The organism is Paraburkholderia podalyriae (genome assembly GCF_014397785.1).
In the GTDB taxonomy this organism is placed as follows: domain Bacteria; phylum Pseudomonadota; class Gammaproteobacteria; order Burkholderiales; family Burkholderiaceae; genus Paraburkholderia; species Paraburkholderia podalyriae.
On sequence record NZ_VZQQ01000076.1, the window covers coordinates 1 to 26,125 of the forward strand.

24 protein-coding genes and 3 pseudogenes are annotated in these 26,125 nt (G+C 62.0%); 7 read left to right on the forward strand and 20 right to left on the reverse strand.

Annotated features, from left to right (window positions below):
- Positions 1–267: 267 nt before the first annotated feature.
- The gene (locus tag F6X42_RS37190) at positions 268–540 is read right to left on the reverse strand and encodes a hypothetical protein (RefSeq protein WP_187638872.1); all 273 of its coding nucleotides are present in this window, start codon (positions 538–540) and stop codon (positions 268–270) included.
- A gap of 485 nt (positions 541–1,025) precedes the next feature.
- On the opposite strand from F6X42_RS37190, the gene F6X42_RS37195 reads away from it, so the two are divergent.
- Complete coding sequence (locus F6X42_RS37195; protein WP_187638873.1) at positions 1,026–1,844, forward strand: formate/nitrite transporter family protein; 819 nt, start codon at positions 1,026–1,028, stop codon at positions 1,842–1,844.
- Positions 1,845–2,075: 231 nt separating this feature from the next.
- Here the strand turns inward: F6X42_RS37195 and F6X42_RS37200 are convergent, their stop codons facing one another.
- The 3 genes and pseudogenes from F6X42_RS37200 to F6X42_RS37210 form a co-directional block, all read right to left on the reverse strand.
- The gene (locus F6X42_RS37200; protein ID WP_312892995.1) at positions 2,076–3,407 is read right to left on the reverse strand and encodes an OpgC domain-containing protein; all 1,332 of its coding nucleotides are present in this window, start codon (positions 3,405–3,407) and stop codon (positions 2,076–2,078) included.
- Positions 3,408–3,464: 57 nt separating this feature from the next.
- Positions 3,465–3,884 (reverse strand): annotated as a pseudogene (locus tag F6X42_RS37205) (IS6 family transposase).
- 58 nt (positions 3,885–3,942) lie between these two features.
- Positions 3,943–5,019, reverse strand: a complete 1,077-nt coding sequence (locus F6X42_RS37210; protein ID WP_187638874.1) for an aldo/keto reductase — start codon at positions 5,017–5,019, stop codon at positions 3,943–3,945.
- 209 nt (positions 5,020–5,228) lie between these two features.
- Here F6X42_RS37210 and F6X42_RS45700 point away from each other — a divergent pair.
- Both F6X42_RS45700 and F6X42_RS37215 read left to right on the forward strand, forming a co-directional pair.
- Positions 5,229–5,402: pseudogene (locus F6X42_RS45700) on the forward strand (LysR family transcriptional regulator); the annotation flags it as partial.
- 36 nt (positions 5,403–5,438) lie between these two features.
- Positions 5,439–6,143 carry a LysR substrate-binding domain-containing protein gene (locus tag F6X42_RS37215; protein ID WP_312892996.1) on the forward strand — a complete coding sequence of 235 codons (705 nt, stop codon included), beginning with the start codon at positions 5,439–5,441 and terminating at the stop codon, positions 6,141–6,143.
- 303 nt (positions 6,144–6,446) lie between these two features.
- On the opposite strand, the gene F6X42_RS37220 is transcribed toward F6X42_RS37215, so the two are convergent.
- From F6X42_RS37220 to F6X42_RS37285, 15 genes are all read right to left on the reverse strand, one after another.
- Entirely contained in the window at positions 6,447–7,946 is a 1,500-nt protein-coding gene (locus F6X42_RS37220) for an amidohydrolase family protein (protein ID WP_187638875.1), read from the reverse strand.
- Positions 7,947–7,983: 37 nt separating this feature from the next.
- Positions 7,984–8,832, reverse strand: a complete 849-nt coding sequence (locus F6X42_RS37225; protein WP_246530425.1) for an ABC transporter permease — start codon at positions 8,830–8,832, stop codon at positions 7,984–7,986.
- Positions 8,825–9,676, reverse strand: coding sequence for an ABC transporter permease (locus tag F6X42_RS37230; RefSeq protein WP_246530426.1), 852 nt, complete (start codon positions 9,674–9,676; stop codon positions 8,825–8,827). The genes F6X42_RS37225 and F6X42_RS37230 overlap by 8 nt, the downstream gene beginning before the upstream one ends.
- 6 nt (positions 9,677–9,682) lie before the next feature.
- The gene (locus F6X42_RS37235) at positions 9,683–10,741 is read right to left on the reverse strand and encodes an ABC transporter substrate-binding protein (protein ID WP_187638876.1); all 1,059 of its coding nucleotides are present in this window, start codon (positions 10,739–10,741) and stop codon (positions 9,683–9,685) included.
- Between the two features lie 94 nt (positions 10,742–10,835).
- Complete coding sequence (locus F6X42_RS37240) at positions 10,836–12,023, reverse strand: ABC transporter ATP-binding protein (RefSeq protein ID WP_246530427.1); 1,188 nt, start codon at positions 12,021–12,023, stop codon at positions 10,836–10,838.
- Positions 12,023–13,372, reverse strand: coding sequence for an amidohydrolase family protein (locus tag F6X42_RS37245; protein ID WP_246530428.1), 1,350 nt, complete (start codon positions 13,370–13,372; stop codon positions 12,023–12,025). The genes F6X42_RS37240 and F6X42_RS37245 overlap by 1 nt, the downstream gene beginning before the upstream one ends.
- A 17-nt stretch (positions 13,373–13,389) precedes the next feature.
- Complete coding sequence (locus F6X42_RS37250) at positions 13,390–14,214, reverse strand: amino acid ABC transporter ATP-binding protein (RefSeq protein ID WP_187638877.1); 825 nt, start codon at positions 14,212–14,214, stop codon at positions 13,390–13,392.
- Between the two features lie 23 nt (positions 14,215–14,237).
- Entirely contained in the window at positions 14,238–14,864 is a 627-nt protein-coding gene (locus F6X42_RS37255) for an amino acid ABC transporter permease (RefSeq protein WP_246530429.1), read from the reverse strand.
- A 34-nt stretch (positions 14,865–14,898) separates the two neighbouring features.
- Positions 14,899–15,756 (reverse strand): transporter substrate-binding domain-containing protein, encoded by an 858-nt coding sequence (locus F6X42_RS37260; RefSeq protein ID WP_187638879.1) that lies wholly within the window; start codon positions 15,754–15,756, stop codon positions 14,899–14,901.
- Positions 15,757–15,842: 86 nt separating this feature from the next.
- Positions 15,843–17,333, reverse strand: coding sequence for a dihydropyrimidinase (gene hydA, locus F6X42_RS37265; RefSeq protein WP_187638880.1), 1,491 nt, complete (start codon positions 17,331–17,333; stop codon positions 15,843–15,845).
- Positions 17,330–18,058 (reverse strand): maleate cis-trans isomerase family protein, encoded by a 729-nt coding sequence (locus F6X42_RS37270; protein WP_187638881.1) that lies wholly within the window; start codon positions 18,056–18,058, stop codon positions 17,330–17,332. Before F6X42_RS37270 ends, hydA begins: the two co-directional genes overlap by 4 nt.
- A 551-nt stretch (positions 18,059–18,609) precedes the next feature.
- A complete protein-coding gene (locus F6X42_RS44715; RefSeq protein WP_246530430.1) occupies positions 18,610–18,921 on the reverse strand; it encodes a hypothetical protein in 312 nt (103 codons plus the stop codon).
- The gene (locus F6X42_RS37275) at positions 18,869–19,396 is read right to left on the reverse strand and encodes an ABC transporter ATP-binding protein (RefSeq protein WP_246530431.1); all 528 of its coding nucleotides are present in this window, start codon (positions 19,394–19,396) and stop codon (positions 18,869–18,871) included. Before F6X42_RS37275 ends, F6X42_RS44715 begins: the two co-directional genes overlap by 53 nt.
- A 47-nt stretch (positions 19,397–19,443) precedes the next feature.
- The gene (locus F6X42_RS37280) at positions 19,444–20,208 is read right to left on the reverse strand and encodes an ABC transporter permease (RefSeq protein WP_376776503.1); all 765 of its coding nucleotides are present in this window, start codon (positions 20,206–20,208) and stop codon (positions 19,444–19,446) included.
- A gap of 148 nt (positions 20,209–20,356) precedes the next feature.
- Complete coding sequence (locus F6X42_RS37285) at positions 20,357–21,367, reverse strand: ABC transporter substrate-binding protein (RefSeq protein WP_187638883.1); 1,011 nt, start codon at positions 21,365–21,367, stop codon at positions 20,357–20,359.
- 363 nt (positions 21,368–21,730) lie between these two features.
- On the opposite strand from F6X42_RS37285, the gene F6X42_RS37290 reads away from it, so the two are divergent.
- The gene (locus tag F6X42_RS37290; protein WP_187638884.1) at positions 21,731–22,444 is read left to right on the forward strand and encodes a GntR family transcriptional regulator; all 714 of its coding nucleotides are present in this window, start codon (positions 21,731–21,733) and stop codon (positions 22,442–22,444) included.
- 122 nt (positions 22,445–22,566) lie between these two features.
- Here F6X42_RS37290 and F6X42_RS37295 read toward each other — a convergent pair.
- Positions 22,567–23,289: pseudogene (locus tag F6X42_RS37295) on the reverse strand (MipA/OmpV family protein).
- Positions 23,290–23,799: 510 nt separating this feature from the next.
- On the opposite strand from F6X42_RS37295, the gene F6X42_RS37300 reads away from it, so the two are divergent.
- The 3 genes from F6X42_RS37300 (at position 23,800) to F6X42_RS37310 (ending at position 25,876) form a co-directional block, all read left to right on the forward strand.
- Positions 23,800–24,288, forward strand: a complete 489-nt coding sequence (locus tag F6X42_RS37300) for a hypothetical protein (RefSeq protein ID WP_187638885.1) — start codon at positions 23,800–23,802, stop codon at positions 24,286–24,288.
- Positions 24,289–24,723: 435 nt separating this feature from the next.
- On the forward strand, positions 24,724–25,464 hold the full coding sequence (locus tag F6X42_RS37305) for a 3-ketoacyl-ACP reductase (RefSeq protein WP_187638891.1): 741 nt from the start codon (positions 24,724–24,726) through the stop codon (positions 25,462–25,464).
- Between the two features lie 130 nt (positions 25,465–25,594).
- Positions 25,595–25,876, forward strand: a complete 282-nt coding sequence (locus F6X42_RS37310; RefSeq protein ID WP_187638886.1) for a hypothetical protein — start codon at positions 25,595–25,597, stop codon at positions 25,874–25,876.
- Positions 25,877–26,125 lie beyond the last annotated feature (249 nt).

A 26,125-nucleotide genomic window follows, 5' to 3' on the forward strand; every position in this document is an offset into this window, starting at 1 on the left:
ACATCGCGGTCAAAGTGACGGCCTGCGAACAGTTCGTCAAGGCTCTTCAGCTTGCTCATCGTCGGTTCTCAATTCGTTCAGCCTGACACCTTAACCGATTCGCCCCCGCGCTATTTGCACCAGAGCCCCTAACTCTTCGTGGACGCCGACGGGTTAAGGAGCGATTTTACTGAAATCGAATCGCTGCGTAAGAGCGGCCGGCGACAGATAGCCCAGACGCTCCTCGCCGTCAGCAAGACCTTGCGACTTTCGCGCCTGTGCCTGTATTCAAGAACCAAAGTAAATCGGTTTCATGCCGTCATTGCCGTCCGGACGAATCGACGAACGGATCTCATGATCGATTCGATGGACCATCCGTTCCATCGAACGAAGCGGATGATGTGAACCTGACGCCGATGTGCCATCGGCAACACCACCGTAGCCGGGCGCAGTGGCGTTCTGCACGGCGATGCTGGTAAGAGGCGCGTTCGATTGAGCAAACGAAACAGCCGGGACGGCGAATACTGCGGCAACTGCAATGGCTTCGATAAGCGATTTCATGATGAACCTACGGTCAAAGTTTCTACTCCAAACTGTCAGTCGGAGCCGGAACCAAAGTCTAGGGAGGTAAACCACTAAAATTAAGTCCTGTTCGCACAAGTCTCTATTGTGCGTTTGAGGTAGAGCCACGCTGACAATCAAAATATCCTTGCGAGTTTTTTTCGGCCTCACATAGAACTCGAGGTACGCGAGCTTTCCAGCGCCTTCAGGAAATAGGTTTCAGTCGGTAAGCCCCACTGGACAGTAACTCAAAGAACACCTCCTCATTTAAGCAAGCGATCTTTAGGTCGAACGCCCTTTCGATGCGTCCGCAACAGAAAGGAGCACAGAAGCCGGCCTCCGACAGGGATACAGCATCAAGAAGTGGCTGATGTTACCCTTTCAGGCCGGTTTGATAATGAAGAATGGCTTATACCGACCTATCATGTGCGCTAATTTGGTACTCCCCGGGCAGCCGATACGGGGGATTCTTTTCCGGAGCAGTGATGTACGCAGACAGTATTGATAAGTTCTCGAAAGCCGGTGCGTATAAAGTGTCGGTCGTTCTCCGCTCGCCGCTCTCTTTCCTTATCGGCGCGGCAATGGCTGGCGCCTATATCGGGTTCGGCGACATTCTTATGTTTTCAGTTGGCTCGCATGTCGATCCAGCTTATGTGCACCTCATTATGGGCGGGGTTTTCGCGTGTGCCCTCACCATCGTGGTATTCGCTGGCTCCGATCTGTTCACCGGCACGGCGATGTATATGCCGCTTGCTGTATTTCGGGGTGAGACCGGCGTGGGTGGCATGCTCCTAGTGTGGGTGACATGCTGGATCGGCAACCTGATCGGCGCTGTCGTGCTCGCGGTGATACTGCACGCAGCCGGGGGGGGAGTCCTGCTAACCGACGGTTCAGAGATTTTCTTCAGGACGGTCGAAACGAAGATGGCGACGCCTGGGGTTCCGCTGTTCGCGAAGGGCCTCCTGTGCAACTGGCTTGTCTGCCTGGCGATCTGGATGGCAGCTCGAACGAACAATGACGGTGCAAAGCTGGGACTGATCTTTTGGCCCGTGTTTGCGTTTGTTGCCTGCGGCTTCGAGCACAGCGTCGCAAACATGTTCGTGTTCGCGCTTGCACTAATCGGCCAGCACCCGGCCAACATCACGTTTGCCGGTGCTTTGCATAACGAACTTTTTGTCACGCTAGGCAATCTGGCCGGTGGCGGAATCTTCGTCGGCCTTGGCTATTGGCTGCAAGAGAGCGGTCTTGGTCATCCTTCGAAGGCCCGCGCCGCCGTGTCCGCGAGCGGCGTTCGCACGAACTGACGCGGCGATTTTTCCTCTGCAGCAATCGTCAAGGCGCGGGCTCTTCCTGTTCCCGGTATCTCGACCTGATTGAAACCGCAGACCGAATCAGTCCAACAGGTTTCGATGTGAAGACCGTTGCCTCCGGATAGCGATTCACAAAGGCGGCGGTAATCACGCGAACTGCCGACAATGGCAGCGGTGCCGATGTCCAGTGCCCACATGAGGTCCGTGAGCGCGTCGGCATAGCCCTCAATCCCCGGTGTCGCAACCCGCAATGGTGCGCTCTGACTGTAACCTGGGGCGACCCACGCCACGACCCGAAAGCTGTCCTGGAGACCGGCCGGCTGGGCGCGATACCCCGCGGAAGTCGAACCGATACCGTGAAGTAGAACTGCGGCGCGTCTCCCAGACGCGGCGCCCCGATATCGACCGTTCTTGTTTCGGAGCAGGGGCTCGGCATCCGTATTGTCCAGTTCTGTGTTGCCGCTGCGATATCGGTCGATTCGCTTTGAGCCTGGCGGTAGCGATGGCGACGGCGAGTACCGCTGCGACCGTCAGCAAGTCGGCCGATAGCGCCGCGGCAACCGCTTGCGTGCGTGTATGGAAGGCGGGCGCCGCGACCTGCAGCGCGGTGTCGGCAACGATCGAAATGAGCGTTCCCCAGACAAAACAGGTCAGCCCCTGGCGACCGACCGTGACCACTGGCGGTAGCGCCGCGGCCAGCCGGTCGATCCAACCGAGCCGGCTCAATTGGGCGACCAGCCAGGCGATCGAGATGAAGCTGACGACTCTCAGGGAACTCAGGTGCTGTTTCAAATAGCCGGGTTCCGGCTGGTTCTCAATCAGCAACCTGTAAGTGGCAAAAGCCAGTGCGACGACAAGCGCGATCCAGGTCAGCCGCAGTCCGGCGCGCGAAGCCTGGAACACGGCGGACACCGGATGCAGCCGGCATAGCATGCCAAGCATAAACATCAACTGCCACGCGAACGGATCGAATGACCAGCCGATAGGGTCGGCGCTCGGCAGCAGATGCGCAAGCGAAGGTGCGCACAGCCACAACGCCAGGCTCGCCAGCAGGGCGGTGGCCGGCTGGCGGCGAACGACCGGCGCGACCAGCGGCACACACAGCGCGAACCCGATATACATCGGCAGCACCGCAGCCAGATCAGGCTGGCGCCGTAGCGTGGCGATATCGAGTAGCGTTTGGAACGGCCGGACCAAAAACAGTGGCGCATCGGTGTAGGTCAGTACGGCGGTGTGAATGTGCAACGCGATCATTGTCAGGCCGCAAAGCAGCATCAGAGCGGCCGTCAGCAGATAGCCACGATAGATTTCCCCACTGCGTTTTAGAAAGCGGCGCTGAGCCTGCGCTGCGCCACCGCGCGCTGTCATCGCGCAATAAGCGGCGGCGCTCGCATAGCCGCCGAGAAAGACGAAGACTTCCGCCGCGTCGCAAAATGCATAGGTATGCAGTGTCAGATGCGAGAGAGCGCTGTGCGAGACGTGGTCGAGTGTAATCGCGATCAACGCCAGGCCGCGCAGGAAATCGACGCTCGTTGAACGAGTGGAATCTCGACTCACGGTGGTTTTATCGCAGTAAGGAATGCGGGTGAACGAAATCGATATGCACAGTACTGCTTATATTGCGAGGTCGTAAAATTGATCGGTGGCGGACAGATGGGTTCCGCGACCACTACTTCGATGCCGCCCAGCAGGATCCGGGCGCAGCGGAAGGTCTTGAATCCCAGCATGGATCGCGTGCGTCGCTTGATCGCCCGGTGGTCCTGTTTGACGATAGAAAACCGATGATGTTACGGGCCTTGTCGACGGCGCGGTACAGATATTTCCATTGGCCCTTGACCTTGATGTAGGTTTCATCGACACGCCAACTCTTGCCGACGGGACGCTTGCGATGGCGAAACGACTTCTCCAGCGCTGGCAACAGTTTTATCGCTCAGCGGTGCGCGGTCGAATGATCCACCGAGATTCCACGCTCAGCCTTCATTTCTTCAGGTGACGAAGGCTCAGCGGATAGGCCACATACCAGCGCACGCACATCAGGATTACATCCAACGGATAGTGTTCGTTTCAAGGACGCTCACCATCGCAGATCGTCTTACTGCGACAGAGCCCGACCCTGTGCGTCGAGATACGGTCCCAGTAACGACAGGTCAGGCGCCCCAAGGCGATCATGGGCCGTCTGTAGCTGATGCCAGTATGGATAGAGCAGGGGCGGCGCGCTCACCGTGTCGAGCCGCTCGCGCTGCTGGGCGGTCAACGTAAGATTCGCGGCGCCGAGGTTGTCGCGAAGTTGTGCTTCGTTACGTCCGCCGATAATGACGGAGGTGACGGCGGGGCGTCCGAGCGTCCACGCAAGCGCGACCTGCGCGGCCGAGACATCGTGCTCGCCGGCGATCTCGACCAGTGTGTCGACAATCGACCACAGGCGCTCCGCGTCGCGGATCGGCGGCTCGGTCCAGCCGGCGAGCTGGCGCGTTCCCTCGGGCGACGTGTCGCGGCGGTGCTTGCCGGACAGCAGGCCACCTGCGAGCGGGCTCCAGACAAGAATGCCGAGCCCTTGATCGAGCGCGATCGGCGCGAGTTCGTATTCCGCTTCGCGTGCTTCGAGCGTGTAGTGAATCTGTTGGCTCACAAAACGCGGTAGACGATCGCGTTCGCTCACGTGCAACGCCTTCATCAAATGCCAGCCGGAGTAGTTCGAGCAACCGACATACCGGATCTTGCCGTGCCGAACCAGCAGATCAAGCGCTTCAAGCGTTTCTTCCAGCGGCGTGAGTCCGTCCCATTCGTGCACCTGATAGAGGTCGATCACGTCGGTCTTGAGGCGCCGCAGGCTCGCTTCGCAGGCCTCTATCAGATGATGCCGCGACAGACCCCGATCGTTCGGACCGTCGCCCATCGGGAAGCGGGCCTTCGTGGCGATCAGCACGCCGCCTTTGCGTTTGCCGCCGAGCGCTTCGCCGACGATTTCCTCCGACGCGCCATTGGAATAGACATCTGCCGTATCGATCAGGTTGACGCCCGCGTCGATGCACATGTCGATCTGCCGGCGCGCATCGTCGAGGCCAACCTCGCCGACGCTCGCGAATTTGCCCTTGCCGCCCATCGTCATCGTGCCTAGCGTGATGGTGGACACCTTCAGGCCCGAACGGCCCAGTTGACGGTATTCCATGATGAAGCAATCTCCATAAATGTTGCCCGGAATCCACGGCCGCGGTGCGGTCGTTAAGTCCCCACTGCGCGAGCACTTCGTGCCCGGTGGTCCTCTGACGCTCCGGAGCATCCGACAATATCGAAGATCGACTTAACATTCCAATAGAAAGATATGATCCAATTGTGCGGTTTTCGTGATCAATCGTCTGTGGTGAGAAGGGTGCTAACGTGGACTTGAAGCAGCTGGAACATTTCGTAGCGGTCGCAGAAGAGCGGCATTTCACGCGCGCGGCGCGGCGACTTAACCTCGTTCAGTCCGGCTTGTCCGCGTCGATCCGCTTACTGGAGGACGAGCTGGGCGGACCGTTGTTCATCCGCAGCACGCGGCGAGTCGACTTCACCCCTGCCGGCGAAGTGCTGTTCGCGCAAGCGCGGCGGGTGCTCGCGGCCGCGCGCGACGCGCGCCACGCCGTGACGCAAGTGCACGGGCTCGCACGCGGCCGGCTCAGCATTGGCGCCATTCACGGTCTCGCGCCTTATGTCGATCTGCCTGCTACCTTGGGGCGGTTTCGGGCCGCGTTCGGCGGGATCGATATCCACCTGACACTCGATGGCTCGCGCGCGTTGATCGACGAGGTGCGGGAAGGACGTCTTGACCTCGCTTTTACCCAGCCCTCGGATTCGCCACCGGACGATCTCGGATCGCAAATGTTCGCGTGTGAGGGAATGGTCGTCGTCTGCGCGACGCATCATCGACTGGCGGGGGCTAATGGGCTAAAGCTCGCGGATCTTTGCGAAGAAACGTTCGCCGATCTGCGCCCAGAATGGAGCGTGCGACGGCTCGTCGATCGAAGCTTTGCCGCCGCGGGACTGCAGCGCCAGATCAGCTTCGAGGTCAACGACATGCCGATGTTGCTTGAATTGGCGGCGCAGGGGCTTGCGATAACGATCGTGCCGGAATCTGTCGCCTCCGCCAGGGTGCGCGACACGCGTGGCGCGCCGATCGCCACGGCGACTCTGCGCGAAGCCGAGGAGCCGTGCTGGGAACTCGCGGCTGTTTTCAAGGGCAGCGCCGCAGAACCACTCGTGCCCGTCGCCCGTGCTTTTCTGGATTTGCTCAAATTACCCGCAGTGGCGACCTGACACTCCACTGCATCAGGGCAATTATTGGGAACGTTCGCAAGCAAAGCCAGGCAGCAACACCGTATCGGGCGAGCCGCAAGGCTTCGATGTGATGGGTTCGAAGGCGGTCCCGGATCGCTTCGATCAAGCCGAGATTTAATCGGCTGCTCGTCGTATCGTAGCGAATCAGTTCGTCGGCCAACGCGGGCGGGGCGAACTGATGCGTGGAGCGCACTATCAATCGTTCGGCGCGGAGCTACATTGAGAACTCCGACGCAGATCGGGCAAACTTGCGTTCGCAACCCGCGCCTGCCACATCGCACGTCAGCGAGCTAGCTTCGCCGCATAGGGTTCCCACTCCGGATGCAGCGTCTGGGCCCGCGCATACACCTTTTCCATTTCGGCGCGCAGCGGCGCGACCGATTCATCGGCGAGATCAAACTCGGCGCTGAGCGCCTCGTAGGCTGCGCTGATTTCACGCAAAAGCGCCGGCTCGTCGACGCGGGTGAGCCTTCCGTTGCGCAACACGGCGTCGCCTGCGACGAAGACGCTGTCGATCGACGCGCCGCGTTCGGCGTAGACCAATTGGCGCACCGGGTCCGTCAGCGGCGTGAAGCTGATCGTATCGGTGCGATACGCTACCAGGTCGGCACGATAACCCGGCGCAATCGCGCCGAGCTGGCCGCCGAGTCCGAGCGCGCTCGCTCCGCCCACCGTGCCCGCGCGCAGCGCTTCGGATGCCGATAACCAGCGCGAATGGTCGTTGCCGCGTATCTTCGAAAGCGCTGCGGCGCTGCCCAGCACGTTGAGCATATTGCCGGTGACGGTCGACGCGCAGCCGTCGGAACCCAGGCTCACGTTGACGCCCGCGTCGAGCAGCGCGCGCACCGGTTGCACGCCCGAGCCGAGCATCAGGTTGCTCCACGGGTTGTGCTGCACGCTGGCACCCGACTGAGCGAGGCACTCGATCTCGGGATCCGAGAGCCACACCGCGTGAATCAGCGAGGTGCCCGGCCGCAGAAAGCCGAGTTCGGCGAGACGCATCACCATGGGTTTGCCGTAAAAGGCCTGCGCCGTGACGACCTGCAGCCATGTTTCCTGCACATGGATAATCACCGGCAGTGCATGCGCATCGGCAAACGCGCGGCAACGCGCAAGAAATTCAGGCGTGCAGCGCTGCGGCGCCGAAGGCGAAATCGCAATGCTCACCCGGTTGTGGTGCGGATGGTGCTGTGCGAGTCGGGTTTCCAGCAGAGCAAAGAACGCGTCGGGCGAGGGCCGCGGCTGGGCGCGCAGTTGCGCGAGCAGATCGGGCGCAAAGATCGTGTCGACGTCCGGGAAGTTGTCGACGATCGCACGGTCCATCATCGAAAAGCCGACCAACGCGCGAATGCCCGCGTCTTCATAGGCCTGGAAAATGGCTTCGACGGTGGCGGGGTCGATCGACTGGCCGAGGCTTACGTCATCCACCAGTGTGGTCGCGCCGCTGCGCAGCGCCTCGAGCGCGCCCACCATTGTGCGCAGATAGGCCTGGCGCGGCGTGAGCCTGACCGGACGAGGCGCGCGGACATAGTGCATCCACAGTTCGAGCGGCAGGTTTTCGAGCCGTCCTTTATGAAAATGCTCGTGCGAATGCTGGTGGCCGTTCACGAGCCCCGGCACCAGCAGGCAGCCGTCGAGCGGCACGCGCTCGCCGTCGGTGGCGCTCCCGCCGGCCACGACCGCTGCGATCCGCTCGCCTTCAATCACAACGTCGACGGGACGCGGGACGTAACGCTGCTCGGCGCCGAGCACAGCCTTCACGTTGGAGAGTATCTTGCGCACGTTTTTCACCTGATTGGACAAAGACTCGTTGCAGCGGTTAGCGAAACTGCCGGGACAGTCCGGCGAGCCGCTCCATCAACAACATCGAAATCAAGGTCACGACGATCAGCACACCCGAGGCTGCGGCCGCCCGCACGTCCAGGCTGTCCTCGATGATGTGCCACAGATGGATCGGCAACACTTCGGAGCGGGCATCGGACAGGAACAGCGACAGCGCGACGTTATCGAACGAATTCATGAACGCGATGAATGCGCCCGACGCGATGCCGGGCACGAGCACCGGCAATACGACGCGCCGGAACGTGAACCAGCCGCTCGCCCCGAGGCACCTGGAGCTGTCGAGCAGCGCGGGATCGAGCTGCGCGTAGCTGGCCGACGTGGTGTACAACACATAGGGCGCGCACAACGCGATGTGCCCGGCAAGCAGGCTGTAGAACGACAATCCGGCGCTTTCGAGGTTGAACAGGATCAGGATACCCAGCCCGAGCGCGAGCGAAGGAATCGTCAGCGGCGCCATGAAAAACGAGTCGAGCAGTCGCGCGGTCATCGTGCGGCGGCGCGCCAGAGTCACGGCAGCCGCCACCGCCAGCACGGTCGCACAGATGGTTGCCGCGCCGGCAAGCTTCAGGCTGAGGAGCAGGTCGTCGATGATCTCGGGCGAATCGAAGATCAGCGCGTCATACCAGCGCAGCGACAGGCCCGGCGGCGGAAACTTCAACGAAAACCCCGACGTGAGCGACGTCACCAGCACGATTAGCGTGGGACCGATCAGCATCAGTAGCCCGAAGCCGCCGATCAGTCCCATCGCCGCATTGAACGACAGCTGCCGTGGCTGAGCACGGCGCGCCGGCATGGCCGACGCCGCTGCAAGCGTGTGTTTAGCCATGGACAAACCCCCTCGTTTTGCGGCCGAAATAGTTGAGCAGCGTAACGACGGCCAGGACGCTCAACAGCAGGATCATCGCGAGCGCGGCGGCAAACGGATAGTTCTGCGTCTGGATCGCCTGTTCGTAAATATAGAACGGCATGTACATCAACTGGCCGCCGCCCACCAGCGTTTGAACCACGAAGGCGCTTACCGCACCGGTGAAGACCAGCAACGTGCCGCTCAGCAAACCCGGCATTGCCAACGGCACGGTGATCTTCCACCAGGTGCGCCAGCTGCTCGCGCCCAGCGCATGCGAGGCCTCGGGCAAGCGCGTGTCGAGCGAGCCGAGCGTGGTGACGAGCGGCAGCACCATCAACGGCAGCTCGATCTGGGCCAGCGACAGGATCACCGCAAGCGGCGTGTAGAGCAGCCTGAACGGCGGGCTGGTACGGCCGAGCGCGAGAAGCAGCTCGTTGACGAGCCCCTCGTTGCCGAGGATCACCACCCAGGCGAACGTGCGCACGACCGAGCTCGTCAGAAGCGGCAGCAAAATCAGCACGATCAGGAAGCGCCGCCAGCGTTGCGAACTCACGACGTACAGATGCGCCACTGGATAGCCGAGCACGATCGTCACCAGTGTGGTGGCGACGCCCAGTATCAGCGTCTGCCAGAGGATTCCACGGTTATAACTGTCGCCGAAGAACAGCAGGTATTGGCGGACGCCGAAATGCGTCATGGCGGCATCGCTGTGCAGGCTGATCAGCGCGACGAGCCCGAGCGGCACGCCGACGAACGCGATAAAGAACAGCGCCAGCGGCAGCACGAGCAGCCAGTCGCGCGGCATCCGGTAGTTCGGGCTCATGATGCGTCAGACCTTCACCAGACGGTTGAAGCGATCAATGTATTCCGCGCGGCGCGGGTTGATGCGCGCCCAGTCGACCTGGACAAACGACGTCATCTCGTTGGCGTTATCCGCGATCGCCGCGAGCGCCGCACCGAACGGCACCTTGGTGTTCGTCGGCGCGACGTAGTACGGCGCGCCGGTCATCTGCTGCTGCACTTCGACGCTCAGCGCCGTATTGATGTACGCCGCGGCCAGGTCCGGCACCTGAGTGTTCTTGACGATATTCATCGTGCTGCGCACGATTCCCCAGTTGCTGTCGGGGCGCGTCAGCGCGATAGGCACGCCCTTGGCCTTGAGCGATTCGACGTTGTTGATGTAGTGGCAGGCGATATCGACTTGACCCTGCTGGAACAGCGTGCCCAGCGCGCCCGGATTCGCGGCGACTGCGCCGACGTTCGGCATCAGGCGTTTGATGTAATCGAACGCCGGATCCAGGTGATCCTCGTCGCCGCCGAGCATCTTGGCGAGCGCCACCATCCACACGGTGCCGAGAGTCGAGTCGAGACTCACGAGGCCGACGCGGCCCTTGAATTCCGGCTTGAGCAGATCGTTCCAGGACTTCGGCGTGGTCTTCACGCGCTCCGTGTTGTACGCGATGCCGTAGACCTGTGCGGAGACATAGGCGCCGAGGCCCTTCGCATCGACGAAATGCGCCGGCAGGCTCGTGAGGTTCGGCACCCGCGCCGCCGGTATCGGTTCGAACATGCCTTGGGCGATGCCTTGCAGATAGGGGCCTTCGTCCATCATGACGACGTCGAAAGGCGGGTTGTTGCGGGCGGCCACCAGCTTGGTGAGCGTGTCGACCGCTTGCGACGCGGTCAGAACCGCGCTGACGCCGGACGCTTTGCGAAACGCCGGCAGCAGGATCTTGCGTTGCGACTCTTCCCACGCGCCAGGAAAGGTGGTGGCCGCGAGAGACCCGGACGCTGCCCTGGCGATGCCGCTTCCGAGCGACAGGCCGACCGCGCCGGCGGCGCCCATCACTTGCAGGATTTTGCGACGTTGGTGATTGATCAGTGACATAGGACCTCTAATGGAGAATGTGACGGGACGGGCCCGCGATAGCGAGTCAACAAGAACGGCGTGCGGACGAATCACACACCGGGTCGGCCATGGTTCAGAGACGGGCCGCGCTGCTTTGCGGCGCGCTGAACGTGCGCACCGGCGCATCGGGTTTGAGCGTCAGCGCCACGCGCATTCCCGGGCTCAAGGCGGCGCCCAGAGCACGGGGCATCGAAATCTTCACCGGCTGCCCGCCGTCGAGCTGCAGATCCACGATCAATGTCGGGCCGATCGGCATAGCCAGCTGGGCGGTGGCCAGCAACTCGGTCGTGTCGGTGCCGGAATGCGGCAACTGCCACTCCCATTGCTCAGGGCGGACGGCCAGCAACGCGGCTCCAGTCTTGCGCCACGGTCCTGCCTGAGGAACCGCCAGCACCGCGCCTCCTTCGAAGCCCGCATGGAAGTCGTCGCCTTGCTGGCGCAACTGGATTGGCAGCAGGTTCGCGGTGCCGACGAAGGTGGCGACGAACGACGTCGCCGGCCGGTCGTAGATGGCAACCGACGTGTCGTATTGCTCAAGCCGTCCGCGATTGAGAACCGCGACCCGGTCGGCCATGCTCATCGCCTCTTCCTGGTCGTGCGTCACCATGACGGTGGTGATGTTCAGCTCGCGTTGCAGACGGCGAATCTCGATCTGCATATCGAGTCGCAGGTTCTTGTCGAGCGCGGCGAACGGTTCGTCGAGCAGCAGAATGCGCGGTTCGACCGCGAGCGTGCGCGCCAGCGCGACGCGTTGCTGCTGGCCGCCCGACAGCTCGCGGGGATAGCGCTTGGCGAACGCTTCCATGCGTACCATGTCGAGTATCTGCGCGGCCTTCCGCGAGGCGTCGCGCCGGGCGACGCCATTGGCTTCCAGCCCGTAAGCGACGTTAGCCGCGACCGTCATGTGTGGAAACAACGCGTAGTTCTGGAACACGATGCCCACGCCGCGCTGGCGCGGCGCGAGACCGTCCACGCGCTGCCCGCCGATATGCACTTCGCCTTCCGACTGCGCCTGCAGACCCGCCAGAATGCGCAGCAAGGTGCTCTTGCCGCAGCCCGACGGGCCGAGCAACGCAACCAGTTCGCCGGCGGCGATATCGAGGGTGACGTCTTCGATCACCGGCACCGCTCCGAAACGGTGTTTGATGCCGCGCATCTGCACGGCGGCACCGGCTTGCGACACGCCGGCGCGCGACGATGCCGGTATGACGCTCGAAGCGCCGAGCTCAGCCGGCGAGTCGATGCTGTTTGGAGTGCTCATCAGCCTGCCCTTTTCCACAATTGCGCGGCGGCCTCTCGTGCCGCGGCGATCACCGCGTCGGCGTCGCACAGGGTCGGCGCGCCTCCATCCACCACGATGCGACCGTCGACGATGACCATCTCCACATCGCGCCCGAGCCCGGTATGCACCAGCGTGCCGAGCGGGTTCGGATGCGGCGTCAGATGCGCGCGGCGAAAATCGAACACGGCGAGGTCCGCAAGCCAGCCCGTCTGCAGGCGTCCCAGTTCGTCGCCCAGTCCCATCGCGGTCGCGCCGTTGTGCGTCGCCATCGCCAGCGCGTCGGCGGGTTGCCAGTCAGAGGCGACCTCGCCCAACTGGATGCGTGCGATGGCGAGCGCCCAGCGCATCACCTCGGTCATGTCGGCGTGCATGTTGTCGGTGCCGAGCGCAATGCGCGCGCCAGCGGCGCGCAGACGAGGCGTAGGCGCCATCGTGCCGCCGGTCGCGTTGCCCTTGGGGATATGCGCGACCGTTATGCCCGCGCGGCCGATCCGCTCGATGTCGTCGTCGTCAAGGTAAAGGCAATGCGCGGCCACCAGCCGTTCGTTCAGCAGGCCGACGTCGTCGAGCAGTTGCGCGGGACTCTTACCCGAGCGCAGCTTCACTTCGCGGACCTCGGTGCGGCTTTGCGCGAGGTGCGTGCTCACGCCCAGGTTGTGCGTGCGCGCCGCGTCCGCGATCAGACGCAGGAAGTCGTCGGAGCAGGTATCCGGCGCATGCACGGCCAGTTGAACGCCGGTGCGCCCGTCGCGCTTGCGATGCCAGCGCTCGGCCAGCGCGAGCGCTTCGTTGAGGGTGCGCTCGCCGGTCGCGGCGTGGTATTCCCAGCGCCCGTCCGCTACGCCGGAAAAGTCGACGTCGTGCAGACGCCCGCACGAATACACGCGCAGGCCGAGTTCGGCCATGGCCTCCATCGTCAGATCGGCATGCACGTAACTGTCGTTGATTAGCGTCGAACCGAACAGCATCGCCTCAAGCGCGCCGAGGCGCGCGAGCGCGATCGCCTCGTCCGGGCGAACGTCGTGGCCGTGCGGAATGCCCGGCGTGTACGCGGGCGCGAAGCCCAGGTCTTCCGCGACGCCGCGCACCATCGTGAGGATCGCGTGGGTGTGCACATTGACGTAGCCGGGAACGACGACGCGTCCGTCGAGCCGGCGCGCGGACCGCGCGCAAGCCCGCACGGGCAGATCATTCGCGCGGCCGACAAAAGCGAGGCGGTTGCCGCGAATGCCAATCGCCGCGTTGTGGAGCAGCGGCTGCGCCGGGTCCATCGTTACTACGGTTGCACCCAGCAGCAGCAAATCGAAATCAGTATCGGAAACAGTCATCAGCCAACTCATTCAGTTCAGGTATGCAGGTGCTGCAGGAAGCGTCGGGTACGCTCTTCGCGCGGGGCGCCGAACATTTCTCCGGGCGTGCCTTGCTCGACGATCGAGCCGGCGTCCATAAACACCACACGATGCGCGACATTGCGCGCGAAACTCATTTCGTGGGTCACGACCATCATCGTCATGCGCGCCGTCGCGAGATCGCGCATCACGTCGAGGACTTCGTTGACCAGTTCGGGGTCGAGCGCCGAGGTCGGTTCATCGAACAGGATCATCTCGGGCTCCATCGCGAGCGCGCGTGCAATCGCGACACGCTGCTGCTGTCCGCCGGACAGTTGCGCCGGCCGCTTGCCGATGTGCTGTCCGAGGCGAACCTTTTCCAGCGCCACCTGCGCGCGCGCCCGGGCCGCGTCGCGCGACAGACCCCGCACGCGCTGCGGACCGGCGGCGACATTGTCCAGCGCGCTCAGATGCGCGAACAGGTTGAAGCGCTGGAAGACAAAGCCGAAGCGGCGACGCTGCCGCGCCAGTTCCGCCTCGGGGAGAGCGCGGCCGCTCTCGGACACGCCGATGCGCTGCGTGCCGAGCCGGATCGTGCCGCCGTCGGGCTTCTCAAGGAAGTTGATACAGCGCAGCAGGGTCGTCTTGCCCGATCCCGACGGGCCGATCAGGACCACGGTCTCGCCACGCGCCACCGAGAGGGACACCGATGGCAGTATGACCTTATCGTCGAAGCGTTTGTGGAGTCCGTCGACGCTCAGGAGTGGCACGGCCGCTGCCTCGCGCTCGCGCGTAGGGGCGCCCGCAAGGGAAAGGTCAGTGGCAATGGCGTTGGTAGACATGCTCGGGAAGAAGGCTCATGAAGTCAGAATTGCGGCAGTCGCCGCTCGAGGTAACGCGACAGCCAGGCCAGTGCCGAAATCAATGCGTAGTAGTAGAGCGCGATCAGCAGGAAAATCTCGAACGGCGAAAAGTACGTGGCGATGATTTCCTGCCCCGCATGGGTAAGCTCATACACGGAGATAGCCGACAGCAGCGCCGAGCCCTTGATCAGGGAAATCAGCTCGTTGGTGAGCGGCGGCAGGATGCGCCGCCACGCTTGCGGAAATAGCACGTGCAGAACGATCTGACGGTGCCGCATGCCGATCGATTGCGCCGCCTCGGTCTGGCCGCGATCGATCGACTGCATGCTCGCGCGCACGATTTCGCAGATGAAGCCGCCCGCATTCAGACTCAGGGCGGTGACACCGGCCCAATATTCATTGAAGTTGATGCCGATCACCGGCAGGGCGAAATACACGAGAAAAATCTGCACCAGCAGCGGTGTGCCGCGCACGAAATCGACATAGGCCAGCACCGCGATGCGAACCAGCCTGTAGCGGCTCAATGCGCCGAAGCCCAGCAAGAAGCCGAGCGCGATGCCGAGCGCGATCGCCGCGAGGCAAACCTTCAGTGTAGCGAGCAAGCCGACCGCGAGGATCGGCAGCGCCATGACAATAATGCTCCAGTCCATTTCCGCGAAGCTCTCAGGAAAGCACCGGAATGGCGTCCGGCAAGGTCATGTCGAAGCCAAACCATTTCTGCTGCAACGCATGCAACGTTCCGTCGGTTTTGAACTTGCGCAATTGCTGATCGATAAAGCCGATCAGCGCCGTATCGTCGGTGCGCGCCGCAATGCCGGCCCAGTTGTCCGCTCCGATGCCCTTGACGATGGCGTACTTGCCCGGCGCGTTCCTGAGCACCAGCGCAAGCGTCGGCAAGGTGTTGAGCACGCCGTCCACCTTACTTTCGGCCAGTGCGATGTAGGCGGCCGGGTGGTCGTCAAAAGTCTTGACCTGCCTGAAGCCCGCTCCGCCGGCCGCTTTCATTTGCGCGTCGAGCTTCGGTTCCAGTATCTGGCCAGGCGAGCCCAGCTTCAGGCCGAGCACCTTGCCATTCATTCCGGCAAGGCCGGTCACGCTCTTCTGATCAGCTGCCCGGATCAGCAGCGCCTGCGACGCTTCGACGTAAGGCACCGAGAAGTCCACGTGCTTTTCGCGCTCGGCGGTATAGCTCAGGCTGCTCATGACCAGATCGAACTTCTTCGTGTAGAGCGAGGGGATCACGCCGGACCAGACGGTGTCGATAAACTGCGCCTTCACGCCGAGATTGCGGCAGAACGCGTTGGCGAGATCGACGTCATAGCCGATCATCGTGCCGTTCATGTCGCGATAGGTGAGCGGTGGATAAGTCGCTTCGCAGCCTATGCGCAGCACGCCGGCCTTCTTGATATCGTCAAGCGTGAGGCCGGCGGCCAGGGCGAAGCGCGGCAGGCCGGCGGACAGCAGGGCAGCGCCCGCGCCGGCGCGTCGAAGGAATTGGCGGCGCGAAATACGGTCGGACATCAGGCTCTCCAGGAAAGGTCAAACCATTTAAACGGCGAAGGAAGCGGCCAGCCGGCGTGCAGTGAACCCAACCGGCATCCCTTTCTTCAGCCCCGATAAGCGGCGGGCAACGCAAAGCGCGACAGCACCCGATGGGGCTCGATGCGCGGGCTCAACGGACGGTGCGGCTGCGCAAACTGCGGGCGCAATGCGGGCAGGAACTCGCCCCGGCCAGGCATCGCGCATGTCGCCTCGCCGTCCCATACCACGGCGCCGCGCGAGAGTGTCAGCGCCGGCCACGCCTTCATCTGCCAGCCCTCGTAAGGGGTGTAGTCGACGTTGTGGTGCAACGCGTCGTTGGTCAACGTGAAAGTGCGCTCGGTGTTCCAGATCACCAGATCGGCATCGCCGCCGATCGCGATCGAACCTTTGCGCGGATAAAGCCCGTAGAGTTTGGCGGCGTTAGTCGCGGTCAGCGCGACGAACGCATGGACATCGATGCGGCCTTTTAACACGCCTTCCGACATCAGCAACGCCATGCGCGTCTCGATGCCCGGAATTCCGTTGGGCACCTGATCGAAGCGCGGGTTTTCGCCGGCGACTTGCTTGCCGTGCGGGCCTTCGTAGCGGAACGGCGCGTGGTCGGAGGACAGGACCTGGAACGTGCCGTTCACAAGACCGTCCCAGACCGCTTGCCGATTGGCTTCGTCGCGCGGCGGTGGGCTGCAGATGCATTGATATCCGCGCCGGCCGTCTTCGAGCATGTCCTCGGTAAGCAGCAGGTAATGCGGGCAGGTTTCCGCATAGACGGCGAGGCCTTGCCCCTGCGCCCAGCGGATCTGTTCGATGGCCTCGCGGCCGGAGACGTGCACGATCAGCACTGGCGTGTCGACCAGCTCGGCGAGGCTGATGGCGCGGTGAGTCGCTTCGCGTTCGACCAGCATCGGGCGCGACAGCGCATGGCCGATCGGCGTGGTGATGCCTTGCTCCAGCAGGGCCTCCGTCAGCCAGGCAATGCAGTCGGCGTTTTCGGCGTGGATCATCACCATCGCGCCGTGCGCGCGGGCCAGCGCGAGCAATTCGATCATCTGCCGGTCGTTGAGCTTGAGCGCGTCGTACGTCATGTAGATCTTGAACGACGTGTAGCCTTCTTCGATCAGTTGCGGCAGCTCCTGTTCGAGCACGTACGGCGTGGGGTCGGTAACGATCAGGTGGAACGCGTAGTCGATGATCGCGCGGCCGTCGGCGCGCTGATGGTACGTCTCGATCGCCGCGCGCAAGGTTTGTCCCTTTTGCTGGCACGCGAACGGGATGACTGTCGTGGTGCCGCCGCAAGCGGCCGATACGGTGCCGCTCAGAAAGTCGTCGGCCATCACGCTGTTGTCGCCGGTGTCCTGATCGAGATGGCAGTGACTGTCCACACCGCCTGGCGTCACCAGCCGGCCGGCCGCGTCGATCTCGCTGGCGCCGCGCGCAAGTCCGCTTCCCAGCGCGACGATGCGTCCGCCGCGCACACCGATGTCCGCGGTAAAGCGATCTGCCGCACTGGCGACATCCGCGTTGCGGATCACGAGGTCGAAGGCGGCCGCGTCGCTCATATGACCTCCCGGAACAGGCTGCCCCAGCCCGTTACGCGCGAAGTGTCGACACCGCTGATCCGCAGCGCTTTCCAGACGGCTGTCGAGATGGTGTCGTACACCGGAATGCCGAGTTCGGCCTCGAGTTCTTCGGCGAGCGGCGCGCCGCGCAGATTCGTGCAGAAGATCGCGATGGCGTCGGGCTTGCTTTTCGCAACCTCGCGGGTCATTTCACGCAGCGTGTCCGCGGTGACTTCCGAGAACGAAAAATTATCCTGCTTGTTCAGATGGCGCTCGCCGACGCATTCGAAGCCGGCGCCGCCGTAGGTGGAAACGACTTTGGCCTGCACGTCGTCGCGATATGGCGTGACGAGCCCGAAGCGGCGTACGCCGGTCTTCGCGAAAATTTCATTGAGCGCCAGCACCGACGTGCAGGCGGCAATGCCGGTGCGCGCGGTAATGCTGCTGCACAGGCGCTCGTCCGCTTCGAAGCCGAGCCAACCCGACGAGGTGCCGTTCCAGCCGATCACGTCGAGCTTTGCATCGGCGAGCAAGCCTGCTGCAGCGAGGATTTCCTCGTCCTCGAATTGTGCCAGTGCACGCTCGGACAGGGCGATTTCCGTCACGCGGAAGCGGCCGAAATGGGCGCTGACTTCCGGCAGCCCCGATAGCATCGCCGAGGTGACGGGTTCCAGCGTCGTGTTGGAAGACGGGGTCAACATGCCAATCAAAGTGCGTTGCGTCATGATTTCCATACGAGGGGTAAGCTTTCAGGCTGGCTGCACCGCAAAGGGTGCCTATTGCGTATAGCAACGCAATATGTGTGCCAACATAAAGTTGATAGATCGTACGCAATACGAACACGACTGTATGCAATTTATAGGCATTGGTGATATTGCGGGTTGGACGGCCTTTTGGCCGCCATGTGGCAGACTAATAGAAGAGTGCTGCTCATACACAAAGCGACTGTCGCCGTAAGATACTGGTGCATGTTGGTCACCAGAACAGAACATCAGGCACCAAAAATGGGCAGGAGGGTGACTATTGGCAAACACAAATTGTGTATTGTTTGACTCGTATAAGTTTAGAATTACGAGAAAATTGTATACACAAAAATGCATTTCCATTCAGTGGAGACCCGGCGAGCGCGAGCCCCGGCCGGTCGCCGGGACGATGTTCCGTTGCGGCCGAAGCGTTGCGTGATGGAACCGCGCCAATACACGCTCAACTGACTTTCCGGATGCGGCCGCGCAGGCAAAACGTCGGCAAAGAATGCGTGATGCCCCGGCTCACGCCCTCAAGCGGCCCTTTGCGCCGGGCGGCCTGCCGCCGCGCCTTGCGCGCGTACCAGGGCAAGCACATGCCGCTTGAGATCGTTGAATTGTGGTGACGTGGTATCTCTCGGGCGTGGCAAATCGACCGGAATCAGCTCGCAAATCCGGCCAGGCCGATGGGACATGACGGCAACCTTGGTGCCGAGCAGCAGCGCCTCTTCGATGCTGTGCGTCACGAAGAAAATCGTGGCCCGAGACTTCTGCCAGATCGTCACCAGTTCTTCATGGATTTCCGCCTTCGTCTGCGCGTCGAGCGCGGCAAACGGCTCGTCCATCAGGATGACGCTGGAGTCGAGCAGCAGCGCGCGCGATCCCCACACGCTGGCTCATCCCGCCTGACAGTTCGGCCGGGTAGTGATGCTCGAAACCCGTCAGGCCCACAAGGTCGATATACGGCTGAGCGAGTTCTTGTCGTTCTTTCTTCGAGCGACCCTGCAGCTTGTGATAGAACGCGACGTTTTCGCATACAGGCAGCCAGGGCAGCAGCGTCGCCTGCTGGAACACGACGCTGCGATCCGCGCCGGGCGCCGTGACCGGCTTGCCGTCGACGCGCACCGTGCCCGATGTGGGGTGCTCAAATCCGGCAATCATGTTGAGCAACGTCGACTTGCCGCAGCCGGACGGTCCGAGCACGCAGAGCAACTCGTACTTTTCCAGACTCAACGAAACATGATCGAGCGTGAGCAGACCGGTGCCGCCCCTTGCATCCGCGAATACTTTGGAGACGTCGTCGAGTTCCACAAAGGCCATGATGAGTTGCGTTCCTGAATCTGTGGTGGCGGGTCTGGGCGGCCCGCTCAGTGGCGGCCGGCGGCGCCGCGGCGCTGCCAGTGAAGCATCGCGGTCATGGTCCGTTTCATCGCGAGGTCGGACAGGTAACCGAGCAGTCCGATGCTGACCATCGCCGCGATCACGAGGTCGTAGCGCAAAAAGTAGTAAGAGTCCCATAGGACATAGCCGAGCCCGCTCTTCACCGCGACCATTTCGGCGGTCACGGTGAGCATCCACGCGGAGCCGATCGCAATGCGAAGGCCTGCGAAAATGCTCGGCAGCGCCGCCGGCAGGACGATGAAGCGCAATAGCTGGAACTGCGTCGAACCCATCATCGCGGCGGCCCGTATCAGGTTGCGGTCGGTGGCCTTCACGCCGTGAATCGTGTTCATCAGGATCGGAAAGAACGCGCCGAGGAACACGAGGAAGATGGCGGGTTTATTGGCGATGCCGAACCAGATGATCGCAAGCGGGATCCACGAGACCGGCGGGATCGGGCGCAGCATCTGTAGCGTCGGCTCGACCGCCTGCTCGATCCAGCGCCACCAGCCGATCGCAATACCGAGCAGCACGCCTGAGATCGTCGCGATCAGGTAGCCCGACAGCACACGTGACACGCTCGCCGCTGCGTCGAAGATCCAGCGCCCACTGTCGGCTTGCGACGAGCCGTCCGTCGCGAAGACCCAGTCTGCCCATGTGGTCACCACGCGTGACGGTGCGGGCAGCAACGACGCCGGAATGATCCCCAAGCGTGCGACAAGTTCCCAGAACGCGATGAGCACCACCGGAATGAGACACTTGACGAATCCAACGCGGATGCGCGCGCCGGACTTTGCGAAGATGGCGGACAATGTCACGCTCCTGCTGCTGGACGCCACATCGAGGGTCCGGTGCGTTCGCTGATAGTTCATGGTTGGATGTAGGGCGCCGAGTCCGTGGTCAGAATCCGAGCGCCGCTTTCGGCTTACCGGTTGCGTCGGTGAGGAAGGTGTAGTCCATGTTCTTGTCGATCGCCGGCGTCACATCGGTCGAAATGTAGTGCAGGTCCTTCATCATTTTGGCGATCGCGATCGTCTGCGTGCGATACATGTGATAGTCCGGATAGGCGTTCTTGAGCGACTCGACGGCCACTGTTTGATCGAGCGCGGTGTACTGGTTGATCGACGCGAGCCACCCGGCATGGCTCGTGTTCAGGCTGTCGACCATTTTGACGACCGCAGCCACGGTGGCCTTGACCGCCTCAGGATGATCCTTGATGACATCGGGCCGCGTGACGATCAGATTGCTGAGTTTGCCGGCCGCCTGATCGTACGGATAGTTGAACAGCTTGCCCGCGTGAGACAGGCGGATCTGCGAGGCAAACGGTTCAACCGAACAGACGATGTCGATCTCGCCTCGCTGCAGCGCGCTGACGTGGTCGGCGGGATTCGGAATGTTGATGAACTGCACGTCCCTGTTGGGGTCGATGCCGTGCATCTGTAGTTCCCCGCGCATGTGGAGGTCCTGCGCATTGCCACGCGATGCCGCGATCCGCAGCGGTGCGCCATGCGCCTTGGCCGCGTCGACCAGCTTCTTCAGGCCAGCCCAGTCGTTCTGCTGCAGGTCGATGCCGTTACGCACGAGGATCTCGGAGCCGCCGTTGACCTGTCCGGATACGGCCACGACGTCTAGTCCGCGGTCGAGTGCGGTCACGAAATGCAGATAGGTCACCTGGGCGATGTCGACGCTGTGCGAGACGAGCGCGGTCAGCACGTCATTCCCGGACGTGAAGTTGATGGTGTCGATCTTCGCGTCCTGGGTGAACTGCGGCACGAGCGCCATCGACAGGCACTGCGCGCACTTTGCGAAGCCCAGCTTGACCTCCGGCTTGCTCGTGCTGCTTTCGGCGTGAACCTGAGAGTTGACGGTGAGTCCGATGAACGCGGCGACGACCAGTGCACGACGAAACATGAGGCTTTCTCTCCGATGGGTGGACGCCAAATTGGCAGACGAATCGAAGAGCAACATGCGTGCCAACAAAAGGCCTAGTAATTGTATTCAAATAAAATCGGGAGGTATTCGTCCTGAGAGCGGGCCGGCACAGCCCGTGCAGTGGCTGTCCGGATCGAATCAGTGCTGCGCCGTTGCAGTGCGGCTCACGTCGAGATGTGCTCGGCTGGTGCGCGGCGGGCGTTACCAGTGTGCGGTGCCCGCTTTTGACGCGCGTAGCGGGTTGAGAGAAGCCGGGGAAGCGCACGGGATCGGCGAATTTATGTGCACAAAAATCCCCTCGGTTGTTCTATCATCGATTCTTTTCTAGCTGCGAGACGCACTTTGAACCGAGCCTCCGTTACACCTTCCAGCAAGGGTGTTGCGCCCAGGGCGCCCTATTCGAACGAGGAAATCTACGGCCGTATCCAGAAAGCCGTGCTTGAACATCGTCTTGCGCCAGGCACCAAGTTGATCGAGGAGCGGCTCGCAGAAATGTCAGGGGTGAGCCGCACGAAAATCCGCGAGGTACTGAACAAGCTTGGGCATGAGGGGCTGGTCGAACTGGTGCCGAATCGCGGCGCATTCATCGCCAGCCCGAGCGTCGAGCAGGCCCGTGACGTATTCGTCACGCGGCGCATGATCGAACCTGAAATGGCCCGGCTCCTGAGCCGCACGGCAACGCCCGCGCAGGTGCGCGCGTTGCGAAAGCACGTGCGGCAGGAAGGCGACGCACGCAAGCACAACGACCGGCCGGCAATCATTCGGCTGTCCGGAGAATTTCATGTGCTGATTGCAGAGATGGTCGGCAACGAAATCCTGTTGCGATTGATGCGCGAGCTCGCGCCGTTGACGTGTCTTGTGATCACCCTGTACGACAAGCCGAATGCTCCCGCATGTCCCCATCACGAGCACGGCGACCTGATCGATGCGATCGAGGCGCATGATGGCGCACGTGCGGCAGCGTGCATGCTGGAGCACCTCGAGCACATTGAGGCAACGCTGAACTTTGAAGTGGTGAAAGACGCGTCGCCGGATATCGAGGCGATCTTTTCCTGAGCACGCGAGGCTCGACCTCGTGCTGCGCTCAGACCCGACCGGCGCAACTGCCTGCGTACAATGCAGTGGCCCTGGGAATCCACCCATGAACCTGGCGCTTGAGCCGCGATTGCCTTTCGACTTCAGAAACGATAATTCAACGAAGCGAGCATATTGAGTTCGAGGCGCTTTTGGGCAATCGGCTATTGGCCGCGTCATGCTCGAGCCGCCCGAACGTCGCGGCGGCCGAGCCGTTCCAGTGCCGTGAAAAGTCGTACGTGACGATGGCGTTCATGTGGACATCGCGCACGCCGGCCCTGGTGTTATACGCCGGCAATCCGGATGCAGCGCTCTGCTGCCCGGACACGCCGAAAAACGTCCGCGTGTAAGGACCGTTCGCCCATGTGAAGCCTGGGCCCACGGAGAACAGCCAGCCGCTGACCGGCGCCGATGCCACGAAATCCGTGCTTACCGTGGTGCCTTGATGATGTCCGGCGATGTCCTGGTACAGCGCCACCGATCCGGTGAACGCCCACACCGTATAGTCGGCGAACAGTTTCAGCTTCGGTCCGCCGCTCACGTCGCCGAGTCCGTGCAGATGGGGGTCGTCGGATTCCTTGCGGCTCTGGAAATCGAAACTCAGTGCTGCGCCCACGTGGTAGGCCGGGCCGCGCAGCACGTTCACGCCGAGCACGTCCGGGCCCTTGCGAGAAGAAGCGATCGTCGTAGGAGATGTCGAGCGCGGGGAAGGGAATAACGCTCAACTGACGCGAGCCCGGGTACCTGGGCGTGATCACTCGGCCTGGGCCGACGCCGCTCGGATTCTCCTTTTTTACGCGTATGTATGCAGCACCACATACGGACAATCTTTGTTGTTTGACGCGGGTGTGCACGCGATGGAATAGTTGTACCCGCGACTATCATGCAGTCCGCCTGGCATCCAGGGCGCCGGCGAGAGGTCTACATGGCGTCATGGGGCCGTCATGACAACCACGTGGATTCGACCGGCACCAGAGAAGAGTCGGTGAATTGCATAAAAAATATACCCTGAGAGAAGTTAGATAAGATGAATCGACATACCCGAAGCATGGGTCATCTCGAGCGCACTGCCGAGACCGGCCGCCTGAGGCATGCCTTGGCCGCACGCCTTGACAGGGCATTGAAACGGCCCGGCGTCAGTTCGGCACGTGCAGCGAAGTGGTGGGACGTGAATGAATACGACGTGCAATCTTGGCGACTCGGAATCACCGTCCCGCCGCTGAACGCTTGTATGCGTCTTGCCGCCGCCTTCAATCTCGAGTTTATTGGCTCTGCGCGGGGCAGACCTCGGTCGCCTGATTCGCTTTTCGCGGGACAAGAGCGTTTCTCCCCCGTAGATGACCAAACGTTCTGATCTTCCAGCTCAGTCGGCGTCGCGCGCGCGATACTACACCAGCGCGCGTTTCCTTTCCGCAGAACCCGGGGATATCAATGTGAAGGCAGTAAAACGAAACAGGGCGTTCGACGAAGCACTGCGCCTGAATAAATACGAAGTGGAGTTGGCGAGAGGCGCTTCACATATCGCAAGCACGCTGTACGAGGAATGGATGCTTGCGGCGGTCAGTGAAACCATTCTTCAGTTCGAGCCCTCGCACGGACGTGACGACCCGATGACATTTGCGCATGCCCTTCTCAGAAGATCGGAACTGCGCGGGAAGCCGGCGGCGGCCAAGGTGCTCCATGACTTTATAGAGTGTGGCCGTTTGCCAGAAGAGATACCCAGCGCGCCGCCCGGACCTGTGTCTGCTCGCAAGCCCGTCGCCCGGAAAGTGAACGGCGCGGACTTAGGGAAGACTGAGGCACGCGTAGCCGCGAAAGCCGCGTGAATTCAAGCGAACAACGGAGCGCGGAACAGCTTTGACCGGCAGCAGCAATCGCATCAGGCGAAGTTTGGCGCTATTTTCCCATTGGCGCTGATTGATGCGTACTGCATCGGCGACGAACACGAGTGCGTGAGTAGTCGGGTCGAACGTCGCAGATGCGATGCAGCCCGACGTGCCAGAAGGAAGAGGACGCGTAGCTTCTTTCTCGCAAGAGAGGTGTCGGTTGCGGAAAGATAGCGTGGGCCGTACGGGCAACGAATTAACCGAAAGGGCTGTTTTTTTGAAACCGCCTTGCTGTCTGTCAATGAGCATGAAGTGGTTGCGGAGTTCGACTTCAAGACGAAGGGCATACCGAAGCCAGTAACGTCGCTAGACGGGGCGGCGTGGCGAGTAGAAGCGTTTTTATTCCTTAACCGCAACAACAGCCGAGGGAAGAGCATGTCAAAGCGAATCGCTTACGTAACTGGCGGCATGGGTGGAATTGGCACAGAAATATGTCAGCGCTTGTTCAAGGACGGATTCACGGTCGTCGCCGGTTGTGGTCCCAACTCTCCCCGGCGGGAAAGCTGGTTGAAGGAGCAGGAGGCGCTGGGATTTTCCTTCGCCGCTTCCGAAGGGGATGTTGGTGACTGGGAGTCTACGGTGGCGGCGTTTGCCAGGGTGAAGAAGGACGTCGGCGAGATTGACGTGCTGGTGAATAACGCCGGCATTACACGGGATGGAACGTTTCGCAAGATGTCCAGAGAGAACTGGAACGATGTCATTGATACGAACCTGACGAGCCTCTTCAATGTCACCAAGCAGGTCATCGAGGGGATGGTTAGCAGGGAGTGGGGGCGAATCATCAACATCTCGTCCGTGAACGGCCAGAAAGGACAGTTCGGTCAGACGAACTATTCGACTGCCAAGGCGGGCATTCACGGCTTCACGATGTCGCTTGCCCAGGAGGTGGCAACAAAGGGCATCACGGTGAATACGGTTTCTCCCGGATACATCGGAACGGATATGGTTCGCGCGGTACGCCCCGAAGTCCTGGACGCCATCATCCAGAGCATTCCGGTACGCCGTCTCGGCGAAGCTGGCGAGATTGCTTCGATTGTTGCGTGGCTTGCCAGTGACGAATCAGCCTTTGCGACAGGGGCAGACTTCTCGCTGAACGGCGGTCTCCACATGGGATAGGAACAGTCGCAGAGCAGACACGGAAGTCCGCATCAATGCGCAGGTCCTGACTCCTTGGAAGGCGTCGGGGCATCCCGGCGCATGGCGGGCAACAATCTTTCACGAGGCGCAGTCCCAGGGTGGTTTCGACATGCATCGGACATATGGCTACAAGGATTTCATCATCGACGTGGAGACCGAGTCCACTGACGGGAGCCGCAACGGCACCGTTCTTTCCGTGCCGGGCGGGTACGTCGCTGTCGTGCGCATATCTTCTGCCGCGAGTCCTGCACCGGTCGAGAAGCTGCGCGTCGCGAGGGACGAAGGCAGCCCGTTCGGTACGGAAACGGAAGCCCTGATGCGTGGCTATGGCGTAGCCCAGCGCATTGTCGACGAGATGATAGCCTTGGCCAAGCCAGGGCCAAAGCGTTGAATAGAGACCTTTCAGCGGAACCCTTGAGCGTCATTCGCTGGTCCCACGGAAAGATGCGCAGAGCGCGGCGCGAAGCGACAGACGTGCAAGATTCCATTTGCTCAGCGAGTGTGCGGCGCTATCGGGGGTGTCCGGAATTTTGTGTAAACGGGTTGAGGTTTAACCCGGCACTAGCCGCTCTTCGAACTGGATTGTGAAGCGGTTCAGGGCCGCTTTCCAGTCGCGGATAGGCATCGTCCACTTCTTGCT